The sequence below is a fragment of the Rhizobacter sp. genome (assembly GCF_031412075.1).
GTDB lineage: Bacteria > Pseudomonadota > Gammaproteobacteria > Burkholderiales > Burkholderiaceae_C > Rhizobacter.
The window spans coordinates 1-13,824 of record NZ_JANOCG010000224.1 but is presented as its reverse complement, the minus strand read 5'-3'; the positions used below and the strand labels follow the sequence as shown (position 1 = coordinate 13,824).

Genomic DNA, 13,824 nt, shown 5'->3' with positions numbered 1-13,824 from the left:
TCTGGAGTGGCCGGCGGGCTGGGCATGCAGGTGCCGCCGCCGATGCCACGCGCGCTGGAAAAGCCGGCAAAGCCCGAGGTGACGGCGTCGCCCGCCTTGTCTTTGATGGCGCTCCCCGGTGAGGGTGGCGTGCGCACGCGCAAGGTCGCCATCCTGCTGGCCAACGGCGTGATCGGCGAGCCCCTCGTGGCGCTGCAGGAAGCGCTGATGAACGCTGGCGCCGTGCCGGTACTCATCGCGCCGCGGCTGGGGGCAGTGACCGCTGAAGATGGCGCGAGCTTCGACCCTGCAGGGTCGTTTGAGAACTCGCCCGCGGTGCTGTTCGATGCCGTCGTGCTGCCCGATGGCGAGGCCTGCGTGAGCACCCTGGCGCGCCTGGGCCAGGCGCGGGAGTTCGTCATCAACCAGTACCGCCACTGCAAGCCCATGCTGGTGCTGGGCGCATCAAAGTCGTTGCTCGACCTGTGTGCCATTTCACCCCAGCTTCCGAGCGGCGAACAGGACCCCGGGATCGTGATGGGAGCGCCTGGTGCCGACATCAACGGCACGCTGTCGAGCTTCCTCGAAGCGGTCTCCTTGCATCGCCATCCGTGGCGAGAACTCGACCCGCCGCCGGTCTGAACTCCACGCCAACAAGAGGTGATCCATGAAAGCATTGACCTACCACGGGGCGCGAGACGTGCGCGTCGACAACGTGCCCGACCCGAGTCTGATCAACGATGACGACCTGATCCTGCGGGTCACCGCCACCGCCATCTGCGGGTCAGATCTGCACATCTTCCGCGGCAAGATTCCCGACATGAAGGACGGTGACATCCTGGGCCACGAGTTCATGGGCATCGTCGAAGACACAGGGCGCGGCGTCACGCGAGTGAAGCGGGGTGACCGTGTCGTGGTGCCCTTCACCATCTCTTGCGGAGACTGCTTCTTTTGCAACCGAACCCTGTTCGCCGCTTGCGAAACCACCAACCCGGGTCGCGGCGCCATTCTCAACAAGAAGAGCCTGCGCCCCGGTGCGGGCCTGTTCGGGTACAGCCATCTGTATGGTGGCTACTCGGGTGGCCAGGCGCAGTACGTGCGTGTGCCCAAGGCCAACGTGGGGCCGCTGGTGATCCCCGATTCGACGCTGAAAGACGAGCAGGTTCTCTTTCTATCCGACATCCTGCCCACGGGGTATCAAGCTGCCCTCAACGCAGAGATCGGGCCGGGGTCGGTGGTGGCCATCTTCGGCGCCGGCCCGGTGGGTCTGATGGCGGCGGCGTGTGCGCGCATGCTGGGGGCGGCCCGCATCTTCATGGTCGATCACCATGCCTATCGCCTGCGCTTCGCGGCCGAGACCTATGGCGCGGAACCCATCAACTTCGACGAGGCCGATGACCCGGCCGCCTTGATCCTGGAACAAACGCAGAACCGCGGCGTCGACTGCTCCATCGACGCTGTGGGATTCGAGGCCAAGGGCAGCACGGCCGAGACCGTGCTGACCACGCTGCGGCTGGAAGGGTCGAGCGGGGCGGCGTTGCGCCAGGCCATCGCGGCCACACGGCGTGGCGGCATCGTCAGCGTGCCGGGGGTCTACGCTGGTTTCATCCATGCCTTCCTGTTCGGAGATGCGTTCGAGAAGGGGCTGACGTTCAAGAGTGGCCAGACCCATGCGCAAAAGTTCATGCCCGAGCTGCTGGCGCGCATCAGCAAGGGCGAGCTGCGCCCCGAGGCCATCATCACGCACACGCTGCCCTTGAGCGAGGCGGTTCGTGGCTACGAGGTTTTCGACAAGAAGCAGGAAGACTGCCGCAAGGTGGTTCTGACGAGCAGCGCCACTTGAGCGCACCACAAGGTGAAAGGCCAAAGGTCGGCGGGCAGTGAGCACCATGCGTCGTAGGGGTTAGCCTACGTGCGTAAACGCCTTTCTCCGCTCGTGAAGTAAAGCCGTGGCAGGTAACTTTCGCTCACCCCTTCAACTTCACGGAGATATCCCATGAACCTCATCATTTGGCTGATCGTCGGCGGCCTCGTAGGCTGGGTTGCCAGCATCATCATGAAGACCAATGCCCAGCAGGGCGTGATCCTGAACGTCGTCGTGGGCATCGTCGGTGCGCTGCTCGGCGGCTGGTTCCTGGCGCCGATGTTCGGCACCGGCACGGTCAATACAGGCGACTTCAGTGCGGCCGGCTTGGGCGTGTCGTTGCTCGGCGCATTGATTCTCCTGGCCATCGTGAACCTGGTGCGGCGAGGCAGCGCACGCTGAGGTCGATGCCATCGGTGACACGCCGAAAAGCTCGGCGTGTCCACCTACATCGGCTTGCTTTGGCATCCCACTTGAACCTGTCTCCTGAGCCTGCAATGCGCCGATGGCGTGCGGGATATGGTGCTGGCCTTCTCACTGCCACTTGCATTCAATGCTGGCCACATTCGACTCTTCCCACCCCCTCACTGCGTCGCTGCAACAGCAGCTGTCCGAATTCATCTCTGCCCGATCGTTTCCGTGCGTCGGCGCCAAATCTGCCTTGCACCGCCACCGCATGCACTTTGTTGAATACGAGGCGCTCGGCGACATCACAAATGCCGCCGAGCTGTGCGCCCAACTGGTGACGTTCTCTGCAGAGTACCCAGACCCCGGCGATGTACCGGTGAGCCTGGTGGCCATGTTCCGCCGGCAGGTGCCGGATGAAGTGGCATTCGAGGCCGCGCTGTGGAACCACCTTCAGCTGATGCACGACCACGATCAAACCCAGTTCGAGTGGGACGCCTCGGTCGGCAGCGATCCATCGCAGAGCGACTTTTCCATGAGCATCGGTGGCAGGGCCTTCTTCGTGGTCGGTCTGCACCCCTCGGCGTCAAGGCTCTCGCGCCAGGCTCCCTTTCCCTGCCTGGTCTTCAACTTTCACGACCAGTTCGAGAGCCTCAAGGCGTCGGGCAAGTACCAGACGATGCAGGCTGCGATTCGAACCCGCGACGTGGCGCTGCAAGGCGCCGTCAACCCCGTGCTGTCGCGCTTCGGCGAGGCTTCCGAAGCGCGCCAGTACGCCGGGCGTGCGGTGGGCGAGAAGTGGCAATGCCCGTTCCACGCCGGAAAGGCCGACCATGCATAGAAGCAACCGGGCACCCGTGCGGATTGCGCCGCAATCGGGCAGCGCGTTCAAGCTGCGCCGCAGCGAAATCTTGCGCATCACCGACCCGTTTGGCGAACAGGTCGCCGACTTGTTTGCGTTCAAGGACGGCGACCCGGCTTGCAGCCTGTCATCGGGCCGCAGCATCGACTACGCGTCGAAGATCTATCTGACGACCGGCGACGTCTTGTATGCGAACGACAGCCGCCGGATGTTCACGATCGTCGCGGACACGGTGGGCCGCCATGACTTCTTGCTCACGCCCTGCAGCCAGCGCATGTTCGAGATCTTGTACGGCCACCAGGGGCACCACCCGAGTTGTTTCGAGAACCTCTGCCAGTCCTTTGCCCCGTTCGGCATCCGGCCGGAGCAGATCAGCACCACCTTCAATGTCTTCATGAACGTGAAGGTGGGCACGCAGGGCGCGGTGGAGGTGGCTCCGCCGACCTCGCGGGCCGGTGACTACATCGAGCTTCGGGCCGACATGGACATGGTGTGCGCTCTCACCGCCTGCTCGGCGGAGCAATCGAACAACGGCCGCTTCAAGCCAATCGACTACGAGATCGTCGCGCGCGCCTGCGCGGAGCAATAGACGAGGCCTCCCAAGGCCTGAAATCCGTGCGTGCTGCCACCATGGTCTTTTCATTCAGGCCTCTTGCATTCACTCATTTATGCTCCAATTGGAATCTAATTGGATTCCAAAAGGATGTTATGGCCACCGAATTGACCGAACCCAGGCAGCGTGCCGGCGAGACGGAAAAGATGACCGTCAACGTGGGCGTGGTCGACCTGGGCCACGTCGACCTGCTGGTGCAGGAAGGCTTCTATTCGAATCGTTCGGATCTGATCCGAACGGCGCTTCGCAACCAGTTGGCGCTGCATGCCGACACCCTCAAACAAACACTGGCGCGCCGCACGCTGATGGTCGGCCTGCAGCACTACAGCCGCGCCGACCTCGAGCGGGTCGTGGCCGCCGGCGAGCGCCTGCAGGTGCAGGTGGTCGGCCTCGCACGCATCGCCGATGACGTGACGCCCGAGCTGGCGCGCGCAGCCATTGAATCGGTGACGGTGCTGGGCGCATTCCAGGCCAGCCCTGCAGTGCGACGCGCCTTGTCAGGCCGCATCCATTGATCTCCCCCTTGAACAAACGAAAGACACTCATGCAACACCCTTTCAACGCACGCGCGCCGGCTTTCAATGCCGACGCGATCAACCAAACGATTCAGCGCGCGCTCGCGTCCGCCGGGCTCGACACCACGTCGGGGCCGATGCGCAACGTCACCGACACCATTCAGCGTGCCCTCGCATCCGCCGGCTTGGCCAACGCCGGGGTGCCCCCAACGCCGACCGGGCCGGTGATCGATGTCGAGGCCCGTGTCATCGACATGGAAGACACCGATGAAGCGGTCGTTCCAAACCAGCGCCCGTCGACGGGTGATGCGCAGGCCCCGGGCCGCTTCGAAACCCATGAGTTCAGCAACCAGGCCGGTACGCGCGCCTACAAGCTCTACATCCCGGCCGGCGCGCGCGAAGCGGCGCGGCCGGTGGTGGTGATGCTGCACGGCTGCACGCAGTCGGCAGACGATTTTGCTGCGGGAACGCAGATGAACCGCCTGGCCGACGAGCACGGCTTTCTCGTGGTGTACCCCGAGCAAGCCGCCAACGCGAACATGTCGAAATGCTGGAACTGGTTCAAGCAGCAGGATCAGCTGCGGGGCGCTGGTGAGCCCTCATTGATCGCGGGCATGGTGCGCGAGGTCGCTGCGCGCCATGACGCCGACCTGCGCCGGGTCTTCGTCGCCGGCTTGTCGGCGGGTGCGGCCATGGCCGTCGTGTTGGGCGAGACCTACCCGGAGCTGTTTGTTGGGGTCGGGGTGCATTCCGGCTTGCCCTATGGCAGCGCACACGACATCCCCTCGGCGATGGCCGCCATGAAAGGTGGCCGCAGCGGGCTCGTGCGCTCACAGGGCCTGCCGAGCGCTGCGGCAGCTTCGTCCAAAAAGGCGGTGCAGCCCGTGCCCACCATCGTCTTTCACGGCGACCGCGACCACACCGTGCAACAGACCAACGGCTCAGAGATCGTCAAGCAGGCACACGACGCGTACCTGGCCCAGGCGGGCGAACTGCCGTTGACCGCCAGCACGCAGGCGGGCAAGGCGCCCGGGGGTCGGCGCTTCAGCCGCACCGTTTACAGCAACGGGGATGGGCAGCCGCAGATCGAGTCCTGGGTCTTGCAGGGCGCAGGCCATGCGTGGTCGGGCGGAGATGCGCGGGGCTCGTACACCGACCACACCGGGCCGGACGCGTCGGCCGAAATGGTTCGCTTCTTTCTGGCGCTGCCACGCGCGGGTTCGGCCTGAACGCTGCCGCCGAGCATGGCCACGCACTCACGCCGCGGCATGGTCAGCGTCAGGGGTGCGCGCGAGCACAACCTGAAGAATGTGGATGTCGACGTTCCGCGTGATGCGCTGGTGGTCTTCACCGGCGTTTCGGGCTCCGGCAAATCATCGCTGGCGTTCGGCACCATCTATGCCGAAGCGCAGCGGCGCTATTTCGAATCGGTCTCGCCCTACGCTCGCCGCCTGATCGACCAGGTGGGCGTGCCCGATGTCGATTCGATCGACGGGCTGCCCCCGGCGGTTTCGCTGCAGCAGCAGCGCGGCACGCCGAACGCACGTTCGTCGGTGGGGAGCGTCACGACGCTCTCCAGCGTGATTCGCATGCTGTATTCGCGCGCCGGAAGTTACCCCGCGCGCCAGCCGATGCTCTACGCCGAAGACTTCTCACCGAACACCACCCAGGGCGCCTGCCCCGAGTGCCATGGCTTGGGGCGTGTGTTCGAGGTCAGCGAGCGAACGATGGTGCCCGACGATTCGTTGACCATCCGCGAGCGTGCCGTCGCGGCCTGGCCCACCGCGTGGCAGGGCCAGAACCTGCGCGACATCCTGGTGACGCTCGGGTATGACGTTGACCGGCCCTGGAAACAACTGCCCAAGAAAGACCGCGACTGGATCCTGTTCACCGATGAGCAGCCCACCGTGCCCGTGTACGCCGGCTTCACGCCCGCAGAAACGCGAGCCGCGCTGCGGCGCAAGGCCGAGCCCAGTTATCAAGGCACCTTCATCGGCGCGCGCAAGCATGTGCTGCACACCTTTGCGACCTCGCAGAGCGCGTTGATGAAGAAGAGGGCGTCTCGCTTCATGCGGGGCAGCGCCTGCCCGCTGTGCGACGGAAAGCGGCTCAAGCGCGAAGCGCTGTCGGTGAAGTTTGCAGGCCTCGACATTGGCGAGCTGTCTCAGATGTCGCTCGACCAGATGGCGCGGGCACTCGGGCCCGCGTCGCGCGGCGAGTTCGGCCCTGGCGCGGCGTTGGAGGGCCCGTCGACCCTGAGCCGAACCCGAGCGCACGAAGACACGGCTCGGCGCGTGGCGGCCGGTGGCTCGGCGCACAGCGCGGCGAACGATGCGAGGCGAACGGCTAACCTCTCGGAAGAAAAACGCATCGCCGCACAGCGCATCGCGACCGACGTGCTGGCGCGGCTGGCGTCGCTGCAGCGGCTCGGCCTCGGCTATCTCTCGCTCGACCGCAGCACGCCGACACTTTCCCCTGGCGAACTGCAGCGCTTGCGGCTGGCCACGCAGATTCGCTCGAACCTGTTTGGCGTCGTTTATGTGCTCGATGAGCCGTCGGCCGGCTTGCACCCAGCCGACAGCGAAGCCTTGATGCAGGCGCTCGAAGAGCTCAAACAGTCCGGCAATTCCATCTTCGTGGTGGAGCACGATCTCGACGTGATGCGGCGTGCCGACTGGCTGGTCGACGTGGGCCCCGATGCAGGCGAGCGGGGTGGGCAGGTGCTGTACAGCGGCCCGCCGGGCGGTCTGCAGCAGATTGCGAACTCGCACACCGCGCGCTATCTGTTTGCCGAGAATCCTGTTTCGCCCCCGGTTCCGCGCAAGCCGCAAGCGTGGTTGGAGCTGCGAGACATCACGCTCAACAACCTGAAGGGCGTGGACGCGAAGTTTCCGCTGCAGGCGCTGACGGGGGTGTCGGGGGTGTCCGGCTCGGGCAAGTCCAGCCTCGTCACCCAGGCGCTGGTCGGCCTGGTGCTGGAGCACCTGGGCAGCGAGCCTGCCGTGGATGACACGGACGCGGAAGCAGGGCAGTTGGACGTGAGCCCGCGAACGGGTGGCCACATTCATTCGGGCATGCAGGGCATCAGGCGGCTGGTGCAGGTCGATCAGAAACCCATCGGCCGCACGCCTCGTTCGAACCTGGCCACCTACACCGGCCTGTTCGATCACGTGCGCAAGCTGTTTGCGCAAACATCGGCGGCGCGTGCGCGCAAGTACGACGCCGGGCGCTTTTCGTTCAATGTGGCCAAGGGCCGCTGCGACACCTGCGAGGGCGAGGGCTTCGTCTCGGTCGAGCTCTTGTTCATGCCCAGCGTGTACGCGCCTTGCCCGAGCTGCCATGGCGCGAGGTTCAACGCAGCCACACTGAAGATCCTCTGGCGTGGCAAGAGCATCGCCGACGTGCTGGGCATGACGGTCGACGAGGCCAACAACTTCTTCGCGGACGAGCCGGTGGTGGCCAGGCCGCTCGGCCTGCTGCGAGACATCGGCCTCGGCTACCTGCGCCTGGGGCAGCCCGCCACCGAGCTCTCGGGCGGCGAGGCACAGCGCATCAAGCTGGCCACCGAGCTGCAGCGGGCGCAGCGGGGTGACGCGCTTTATGTGCTGGACGAACCCACCTCAGGGCTGCACGCTCTGGATGTCGACCGGTTGATGGCGCAGCTCGAACACCTGGTGAATGCCGGCAACACCGTTATCGTGGTGGAGCACGACCTCAAGGTGATCGCCGCCTGCGACTGGCTCATCGACATGGGCCCGGGCGGCGGAGACGCGGGCGGCCAGGTGGTCGCGAGCGGAACGCCGAGCGAGGTGGCAAGCCATACCAAGAGCCGGACGGCCGCCTACCTGAGGCGGGCAGGGGGTCAGCGCTGACCCTCAGAGTTGCGAGCTGAGCAGGCTGGCAAACCAGTCGGTGATCTTTTCTCGCACCGGCCTGTTGGCCCACATCTCGAGGCTGACCTGGCGCGAGCGTGCGAGGTCTTGCTCGAACACCGCGGTCTGTTCCGCGGCAACGGTTGCGTCGAGGATGTTCAGGGTGGCCTCGGCGTTGAGCCGGAACGAACGGTTGTCGAAGTTGGTCGACCCCATCGACACCAGCAAGCCGTCGATGATCAACACCTTGCAATGGAACATGGTGGGTTGGTACTCCGCGATCAGAGCGCCCGCTTCGAGCAGCTCGCCCCACTGTGCGCGCGAAGCGCTCTTCACCGTTTCGCTGTCCATGTGTTCGCCCGGCACGATGATGCGCAGCTTGACGCCGCGCTTCATCGCGGCCAGCAAGGCCTCGCGGGTCAAGTCGTCGGGCACGAAATAGGCGGCAGAGAGATCGATCGTGCGCACGGCGGCGGCGATCGAAAACAAGTACATCAACTGCATGCTGTCGCTGCCCCCGGAGGGCGAGCTGCTGAAGATCTGCGCGCGCGAGGCCCCGCGCGGCGCCAGCTCGGGAAAGTAGGCCTCGCCATGGAGCAACTCGCCCGTCACCTTGGTCCAGTTGTCCAGGAACACGGCCTGGAACTGGGCGACCACCGGCCCCTGGATCTGGACATGCGTGTCGCGCCAGTGATCCGGGTCCTGGGCGTGGCCGGTCCATTCCTCGGCGATGCCCACACCGCCGGTGAAACCGACCAAGCCGTCGACCACCAGCAGCTTGCGGTGGGTGCGGTTGTTCATGCGCCCGAGGTCATACCAATGAGGTGGATGAAACTTCTTGATCTGCACACCCGCAGCCTTCATGTCGTCGAGCATGGCCTCGTCCATCTTGCCGCTGCCCACCCAGTCGAGCAGCACATGCGTGCGCACCCCGCGGCGCGCTGCTGCACTCAGGGCCGATGCAAACTTGCGCCCGATGTCACCGGACCAGTAGATGTAAGTCTCGAAGGTGATCGAGCGGCGCGCGTTCTCGATGGCGCCCAGCATTGCGGGAAAGATCGCGTCGCCGTTCAGTAAAACGGCGGGCTGGTTGCCCGGCAGGAAAGGTGGCCCGAGCAAGACGCCCAGCTCCTGGGCGAATCGCGGGTCTTCCAATGCGTAGGTGTGAGCCACTCGCCGGTCGAGCTTCTTCTCGCCGGTCATGAAATTGGCAACGATCACGGCAAACACGCCTGCGAGCAGGCAGCCGGCGATGAATGCACCCAGCACGCTGGCGCGACCGTGGCCGGCCATCACAAGGGAGTCGGGTCGCCGTGGCGCCCTTCGATCGGGTTGTTGCCGTGTTGCCCGTCGTTCGACTTCAAACGCCGCTGCTCGGCTTCCAGAGCTTCGATGACGGCGTCGATGGCCGGCAGATCACGCACCGGGGCAGATTCGAGCTGCGTCAGGCGGGCTCGAAGCTCGTGGTAGTGCGTGGGATCGAGATGCGAACTCATGGCTGCGCTCCAACAGGGGGGACGCTGCAGCCTATCAACGATGGCCTGGTAAATCTGTAGGACGCCGGCGTGTTTCGCGACCGCCGGTGGCCCATGGCGTCTGGGCCTACGGCGTGCGTCAGGCGTTTCCGACAGACCGGCCACAGCCTATGGCCTAGCCTAGGTTCTGGCGTTCTGTGATTGAAAGGAAGCACCATGTCTGATCGCGGCAAATCTCCCACCGACCCAGAAGATGCTGGGCTCGGCGTGCTGGACGGCAGCGCGGATCAACAACACCTGCTGCGCGAGCACGCCGAGCAGCTGGGCGTCACGATCGAAGAGCTGGCCATTGCGCTCGAGCAGCTGGCACTGCAAGCCGAGGTCGTATTGCATCGGCTGCGGGGTTCGCCCACGCACTGAGTCACTTCGAGCGGTTTGACCGATGCACATTGGCACGGCAGGGTGGTCCATTCCCAAGCCGGCGAAGGCCTTGTTCCCTGGCTCGGGCCAACACCTGGAGCGGTATGCGCAGGTTCTGAATTGCGCTGAAATCAATTCCTCGTTCTATCGCAGCCATCGCCGTGAGGTCTACGAACGGTGGGCCGCTCAAACGCCGCCCGGGTTCCGGTTTTCGGTGAAGCTGCCGCGCAGCATCACGCACCACGGTCGCTTGCGCCGAGCGCGTGCTCCACTGCAGAGTTTCCTGGCCGAAGCCGCCGGGCTCGGCGATCGACTGGCTGTGCTGCTGGTGCAGCTGCCCCCGTCGTTTGCCTTCGAAGCCCGCCCCGTGCGCAATTTCTTCAGCCTCCTGTGCGAACTCCACTCGGGCGCGGTGGTCTGTGAACCCAGGCATGCCAGCTGGTTCACACCCACTGCCGACCGTGTGCTGGCGGCCTTGAAGGTGTCGCGTGCAGCGGCCGACCCGGCGCGCTGGCCGCAGGCTGCACAACCCGCAGGCTGGCTCGGCCCTCGTGGTGACGGGCGCGGCGCCGTGCTGTACCACCGGTGGCACGGTTCGCCACGCATGTATTGGTCGCGCTACGAGCCGCCATGGCTCAGCGAGCGAGCCGTTGAGCTGAAGGCGTGGCCGCCAAAAACAGACTGCTGGTGCATCTTTGACAACACGGCGGGCGGCGGCGCCACCTCCAATGCCTTGGATCTGCTGGCGGCAGTGAGCACGTGACGGCGTCTGTTGGGCGGTAGTGAGCGCTTGGCGCCGGGAGAGACCCATCGCCAGCATCCCGGCAATACAAGTTCGCAATCCAGGCAAGGTCGTACTGGTGAAAGTTCGGGTGTCGAACCAACTAATGAAGGCTACGCTGATTCGATGGCAAAACAGGGTTGGCGTCGATGGGCGAGACCGAAGAAGTGCGATGGGGTGTGATCGGGCCGGGGCGCATTGCGCATCGGTTTGCGCAATGCCTGCCTGCCGTGGCCGGTGCGCGCCTGGTGGGTGTTGCCAGCCGCGACTTTGAACGCGCGCATGCGTTTGCACGCGCCTACGGCGCCAGTGCCTGCTATGACGATGCGGCCGCCTTGTGTGGTGACGCGGGCGTCGACGCCGTCTACATCGCATCCACGCACAACGCGCACACCGGGCAGGCGCTCGCGGCCGTCAGCGCGGGCAAGGCGGTGCTGTGCGAGAAGCCCTTTACCGTGAACCGCGACCAGGCCGCGCAGGTGATCTCCGCCGCGCGCGGCAGAGGGAGCTTTCTCATGGAAGCGATGTGGACGCGCTTCCTGCCCACCTATGAGCCGGTGCGCCGCTGGCTGGCCGAAGAAGCCATCGGGTCCATCACCGGCCTGGAGGCGTGGTTCGGCTACGAGCAGGACCCGCTCACCCAGCAGCGCCTGTATGACGCCTCGGTGGCTGGCGGCTCGCTGCTCGATGCGGGCGTGTACTGCGTGTCGATTGCGCAGTGGCTGTTTGGTGGGCCGCTGCAGGTGCACGAGGCGCGCGCGCAGATCGGGCCCACCGGTGTCGACGAAGACTTGTTCGTGCATCTCTCGCTGGGCCGGGGCACACAGCAAGGCCTGGTGCTGCGTTTTCGCTCCAGCCTGCGGCAACGGTTCTACAACGCCTTCGTCATTCACGGCGAGGGCGGGCGCATCGTCATCACCGACAACTTCTGGGACGCCGGGCGCGCACTGCTCATGGTCGATGGCCAGCCCGTGGTGTCGCCCTGCACGCCGTTCGACATCAACGGCTTTGAGTACCAGGTGCGCGAAGTGCACCGCTGCCTCACGCGCGGCGCGCAGCAGAGCGACACCATGCCGTGGGACGACTCACTGCAGGTGATGGGCTGCCTCGACGACATCCGCCAGCGCATCGGCCTGTGCTACCCCTTCGAGACGAAACCCCCAACCCCACACGAATGACGGAGACCCATACGATGCAACCCCGATGGATGAAGCTGCTGCAAACCGCAGCCCTGGCAGCCCTGGTCGCGGCGGCCCACGCCGGCCCGGCCCAAGCGGTCACGACCGTGACGGTCGCCTCTTTCCCGAGCTTTGACGAAGCGGTAAAGCTCGCCATTCCGCGCTACAAGAAGCTGCACCCTGAGGTCGAGATCAAGCTCGTGAGCCTCTCGTTCAACGACCACCACAACGCCATGACCACGGCCTTGGCCACCAACTCGGGCATCCCCGACGTGATGGGCCTGGAGGTGCAGTACATCGGCAAGTTTGCCGAGTCGCGTGGCCTGGAAGACTTGAACGCAGCGCCCTACAACGGCCGCACGCTGGCCGGCAACCTGCACAAGTTCGGCGTGGCGATGGGGCAAGACCTGGCGGGCAACCAGATCGCATTGCCGGCCGACGTGGGCCCGGGCACGCTCTTCTACCGCAAGGACATTCTCGACAAGGCGGGCGTGACCGAAGCGCAGCTCACCAAGTCGTGGGATTCGTACATCGACACCGGCAAGATCGTGCGCCAGAAGACCGGCGCCTACCTGGTGGCGCATGCGAGCGAGCTTTACTCGACCTACATCCGCTCCAACCTGAAAGACGGCGAGGGCTTGTACTTCGACAAGGCCGGCAACTCGCTGGTCAACACACCGCGCTTCAAGCGCGCCTTCGAGCTGTCGCTTGCTGCCCGCAAGGCCGACATCGAAGCCAAGATCGCCACCTGGAGCAACGAGTGGCGCGAGGGCTTCAAGCGCGAACAGGTGGCCACGCAGATGTCAGGCGCGTGGTTGGTGTTTCACCTGGAGAGCTGGCTCAACCCCGAAGGCAAAGGCAAGTGGCGCGCGGCACAGATGCCCGAGGGCGCCTACACCGCCTACGGCGGCGCCTTCTATTCGATCCCGAAGAAGGCCGTGCATAAAAAGGAGGCGTGGGACTTCATCCAGTTCCTGATCGCCGACAAGGAAGTGCAGCAAAGCGTGTTCCGCAAGGTGGGCTCTTACCCCGCGCTGCGCTCGGCCATGGACGACCAGGCCTTCTTGCAGGAGCCGCTCGCTTTTCTCGGCGGGCAGAAGGCGCGTGTGCTGTGGAAAGACGCCACCGCGCGCATCCCGATGGTGGCCGCCGACCGCTATGACCAGGTGGCCGCCGAGATCGTGGGCGCCGCGCTCGACGACGTGCTGGAAGACGGTGTCGACATCACCAAGGCGCTCGCGGATGCCGACGACAAGCTCAAGCGCCGCGTGCGCCGCCGCTGAAGGTGCCCGCGATGAATGTCGAAGCGATGGCCGACCAGTTCTGGCGCGACGGCTACCTGGTGGTGCCTGACTTCTTCTCGCCCGCGCTCATGGAGCGCATGAACGGCTTGATCCTCGAGCACTTTGGCGCCACGCCCGCGTTCTGGCACACCGACGAGTTCTTGTCCAAGGCGCAGACCGAGGTGATCCCGTGGTTCCCGCAGAAGGAGGGCGTGGCCGCGTTTGGCGAACTCGACAACCACACCGTGCTGACGCGGCTGACCGACTGCCTGCTCGGCCCCGGTTGGCAGCAGCTCTACTGCATGGTGATGTTCTCCAAGCAGGGCACCAAAGGCCAGGCCTGGCACCAGGACTGCCGCTGCGAAGACGCGTCGCGCTTCAATCTCAACCGGTTGGTCTATACACACGATGTGTCCGACGCGACCGGCGGGCAAACGCTGGTGCTGCCCGGTTCGCACCGCAAAGGGCCCTTGCCCGCCGGCGAGCCCGATGTCGACTTCGACGGCCAGGTGGTGCTTGAGCCGCGCGCCGGCACGCTGGTGCTGCTGCACGGCCACACCTACCACAAGGTGCTGCC

General features: G+C 65.3%; 15 protein-coding genes. 13 read left to right on the top strand and 2 right to left on the bottom strand.

What is annotated here, in order from left to right; translation table 11 throughout:
• From RMO40_RS07840 to RMO40_RS07805, 8 genes are all read left to right on the top strand, one after another.
• On the top strand, positions 1 to 621 hold a 621-nt coding region (locus RMO40_RS07840; RefSeq protein WP_309718693.1), incomplete at its 5' end, for a DJ-1/PfpI family protein.
• Positions 622 to 646: 25 nt separating this feature from the next.
• Entirely contained in the window at positions 647 to 1,822 is a 1,176-nt protein-coding gene (locus RMO40_RS07835; protein WP_309718690.1) for an alcohol dehydrogenase catalytic domain-containing protein, read from the top strand.
• A gap of 153 nt (positions 1,823 to 1,975) precedes the next feature.
• Positions 1,976 to 2,245 carry a GlsB/YeaQ/YmgE family stress response membrane protein gene (locus tag RMO40_RS07830; RefSeq protein WP_309718687.1) on the top strand — a complete coding sequence of 90 codons (270 nt, stop codon included), beginning with the start codon at positions 1,976 to 1,978 and terminating at the stop codon, positions 2,243 to 2,245.
• Positions 2,246 to 2,348: 103 nt separating this feature from the next.
• Entirely contained in the window at positions 2,349 to 3,089 is a 741-nt protein-coding gene (gntA, locus tag RMO40_RS07825; RefSeq protein ID WP_309718684.1) for a guanitoxin biosynthesis heme-dependent pre-guanitoxin N-hydroxylase GntA, read from the top strand.
• Positions 3,082 to 3,699 (top strand): DUF1989 domain-containing protein, encoded by a 618-nt coding sequence (locus tag RMO40_RS07820; RefSeq protein WP_309718681.1) that lies wholly within the window; start codon positions 3,082 to 3,084, stop codon positions 3,697 to 3,699. The genes gntA and RMO40_RS07820 overlap by 8 nt, the downstream gene beginning before the upstream one ends.
• Positions 3,700 to 3,818: 119 nt before the next feature.
• Positions 3,819 to 4,238: a CopG family transcriptional regulator gene (locus RMO40_RS07815; protein ID WP_309718679.1), complete on the top strand. Its 420-nt coding sequence runs from the start codon at positions 3,819 to 3,821 to the stop codon at positions 4,236 to 4,238.
• Positions 4,239 to 4,267: 29 nt separating this feature from the next.
• On the top strand, positions 4,268 to 5,467 hold the full coding sequence (locus tag RMO40_RS07810; protein WP_309718677.1) for an extracellular catalytic domain type 1 short-chain-length polyhydroxyalkanoate depolymerase: 1,200 nt from the start codon (positions 4,268 to 4,270) through the stop codon (positions 5,465 to 5,467).
• Between the two features lie 15 nt (positions 5,468 to 5,482).
• Positions 5,483 to 8,110, top strand: a complete 2,628-nt coding sequence (locus tag RMO40_RS07805) for an excinuclease ABC subunit UvrA (RefSeq protein ID WP_309718675.1) — start codon at positions 5,483 to 5,485, stop codon at positions 8,108 to 8,110.
• Positions 8,111 to 8,113: 3 nt separating this feature from the next.
• Here the strand turns inward: RMO40_RS07805 and RMO40_RS07800 are convergent, their stop codons facing one another.
• Entirely contained in the window at positions 8,114 to 9,403 is a 1,290-nt protein-coding gene (locus RMO40_RS07800) for a phospholipase D-like domain-containing protein (protein ID WP_309718674.1), read from the bottom strand.
• The gene (locus RMO40_RS07795; RefSeq protein WP_309718672.1) at positions 9,403 to 9,606 is read right to left on the bottom strand and encodes a hypothetical protein; all 204 of its coding nucleotides are present in this window, start codon (positions 9,604 to 9,606) and stop codon (positions 9,403 to 9,405) included. Before RMO40_RS07795 ends, RMO40_RS07800 begins: the two co-directional genes overlap by 1 nt.
• Positions 9,607 to 9,801: 195 nt before the next feature.
• Between RMO40_RS07795 and RMO40_RS07790 the strand changes: the two genes are divergently transcribed.
• From RMO40_RS07790 to RMO40_RS07770, 5 genes are all read left to right on the top strand, one after another.
• Positions 9,802 to 10,005, top strand: coding sequence for a hypothetical protein (locus RMO40_RS07790; RefSeq protein ID WP_309718669.1), 204 nt, complete (start codon positions 9,802 to 9,804; stop codon positions 10,003 to 10,005).
• Between the two features lie 22 nt (positions 10,006 to 10,027).
• On the top strand, positions 10,028 to 10,768 hold the full coding sequence (locus RMO40_RS07785) for a DUF72 domain-containing protein (RefSeq protein ID WP_309718666.1): 741 nt from the start codon (positions 10,028 to 10,030) through the stop codon (positions 10,766 to 10,768).
• A gap of 167 nt (positions 10,769 to 10,935) precedes the next feature.
• The gene (locus RMO40_RS07780; protein WP_309718663.1) at positions 10,936 to 11,964 is read left to right on the top strand and encodes a Gfo/Idh/MocA family oxidoreductase; all 1,029 of its coding nucleotides are present in this window, start codon (positions 10,936 to 10,938) and stop codon (positions 11,962 to 11,964) included.
• Between the two features lie 14 nt (positions 11,965 to 11,978).
• Positions 11,979 to 13,247: an extracellular solute-binding protein gene (locus RMO40_RS07775; protein WP_309718660.1), complete on the top strand. Its 1,269-nt coding sequence runs from the start codon at positions 11,979 to 11,981 to the stop codon at positions 13,245 to 13,247.
• Positions 13,248 to 13,258: 11 nt separating this feature from the next.
• A partial coding sequence (locus tag RMO40_RS07770) for a phytanoyl-CoA dioxygenase family protein (protein WP_309718658.1) occupies positions 13,259 to 13,824 on the top strand: 566 nt, incomplete at its 3' end.

What these genes read in the sequence shown, in the direction of transcription:
- RMO40_RS07785 (WP_309718666.1), top strand. Translation starts at nt 10,028, where the DNA reads ATGCACATTGGCACGGCAGGGTGGTCCATTCCCAAGCCGGCGAAGGCC.
- RMO40_RS07815 (WP_309718679.1), top strand. Translation starts at nt 3,819, where the DNA reads ATGGCCACCGAATTGACCGAACCCAGGCAGCGTGCCGGCGAGACGGAA.
- RMO40_RS07780 (WP_309718663.1), top strand. Translation starts at nt 10,936, where the DNA reads ATGGGCGAGACCGAAGAAGTGCGATGGGGTGTGATCGGGCCGGGGCGC.
- gntA (WP_309718684.1), top strand. Translation starts at nt 2,349, where the DNA reads ATGGCGTGCGGGATATGGTGCTGGCCTTCTCACTGCCACTTGCATTCA.
- RMO40_RS07810 (WP_309718677.1), top strand. Translation starts at nt 4,268, where the DNA reads ATGCAACACCCTTTCAACGCACGCGCGCCGGCTTTCAATGCCGACGCG.
- RMO40_RS07830 (WP_309718687.1), top strand. Translation starts at nt 1,976, where the DNA reads ATGAACCTCATCATTTGGCTGATCGTCGGCGGCCTCGTAGGCTGGGTT.
- RMO40_RS07820 (WP_309718681.1), top strand. Translation starts at nt 3,082, where the DNA reads ATGCATAGAAGCAACCGGGCACCCGTGCGGATTGCGCCGCAATCGGGC.
- RMO40_RS07805 (WP_309718675.1), top strand. Translation starts at nt 5,483, where the DNA reads ATGGCCACGCACTCACGCCGCGGCATGGTCAGCGTCAGGGGTGCGCGC.
- RMO40_RS07775 (WP_309718660.1), top strand. Translation starts at nt 11,979, where the DNA reads ATGCAACCCCGATGGATGAAGCTGCTGCAAACCGCAGCCCTGGCAGCC.
- RMO40_RS07835 (WP_309718690.1), top strand. Translation starts at nt 647, where the DNA reads ATGAAAGCATTGACCTACCACGGGGCGCGAGACGTGCGCGTCGACAAC.
- RMO40_RS07795 (WP_309718672.1), bottom strand. Translation starts at nt 9,606, where the DNA reads ATGAGTTCGCATCTCGATCCCACGCACTACCACGAGCTTCGAGCCCGC.
- RMO40_RS07790 (WP_309718669.1), top strand. Translation starts at nt 9,802, where the DNA reads ATGTCTGATCGCGGCAAATCTCCCACCGACCCAGAAGATGCTGGGCTC.
- RMO40_RS07800 (WP_309718674.1), bottom strand. Translation starts at nt 9,403, where the DNA reads ATGGCCGGCCACGGTCGCGCCAGCGTGCTGGGTGCATTCATCGCCGGC.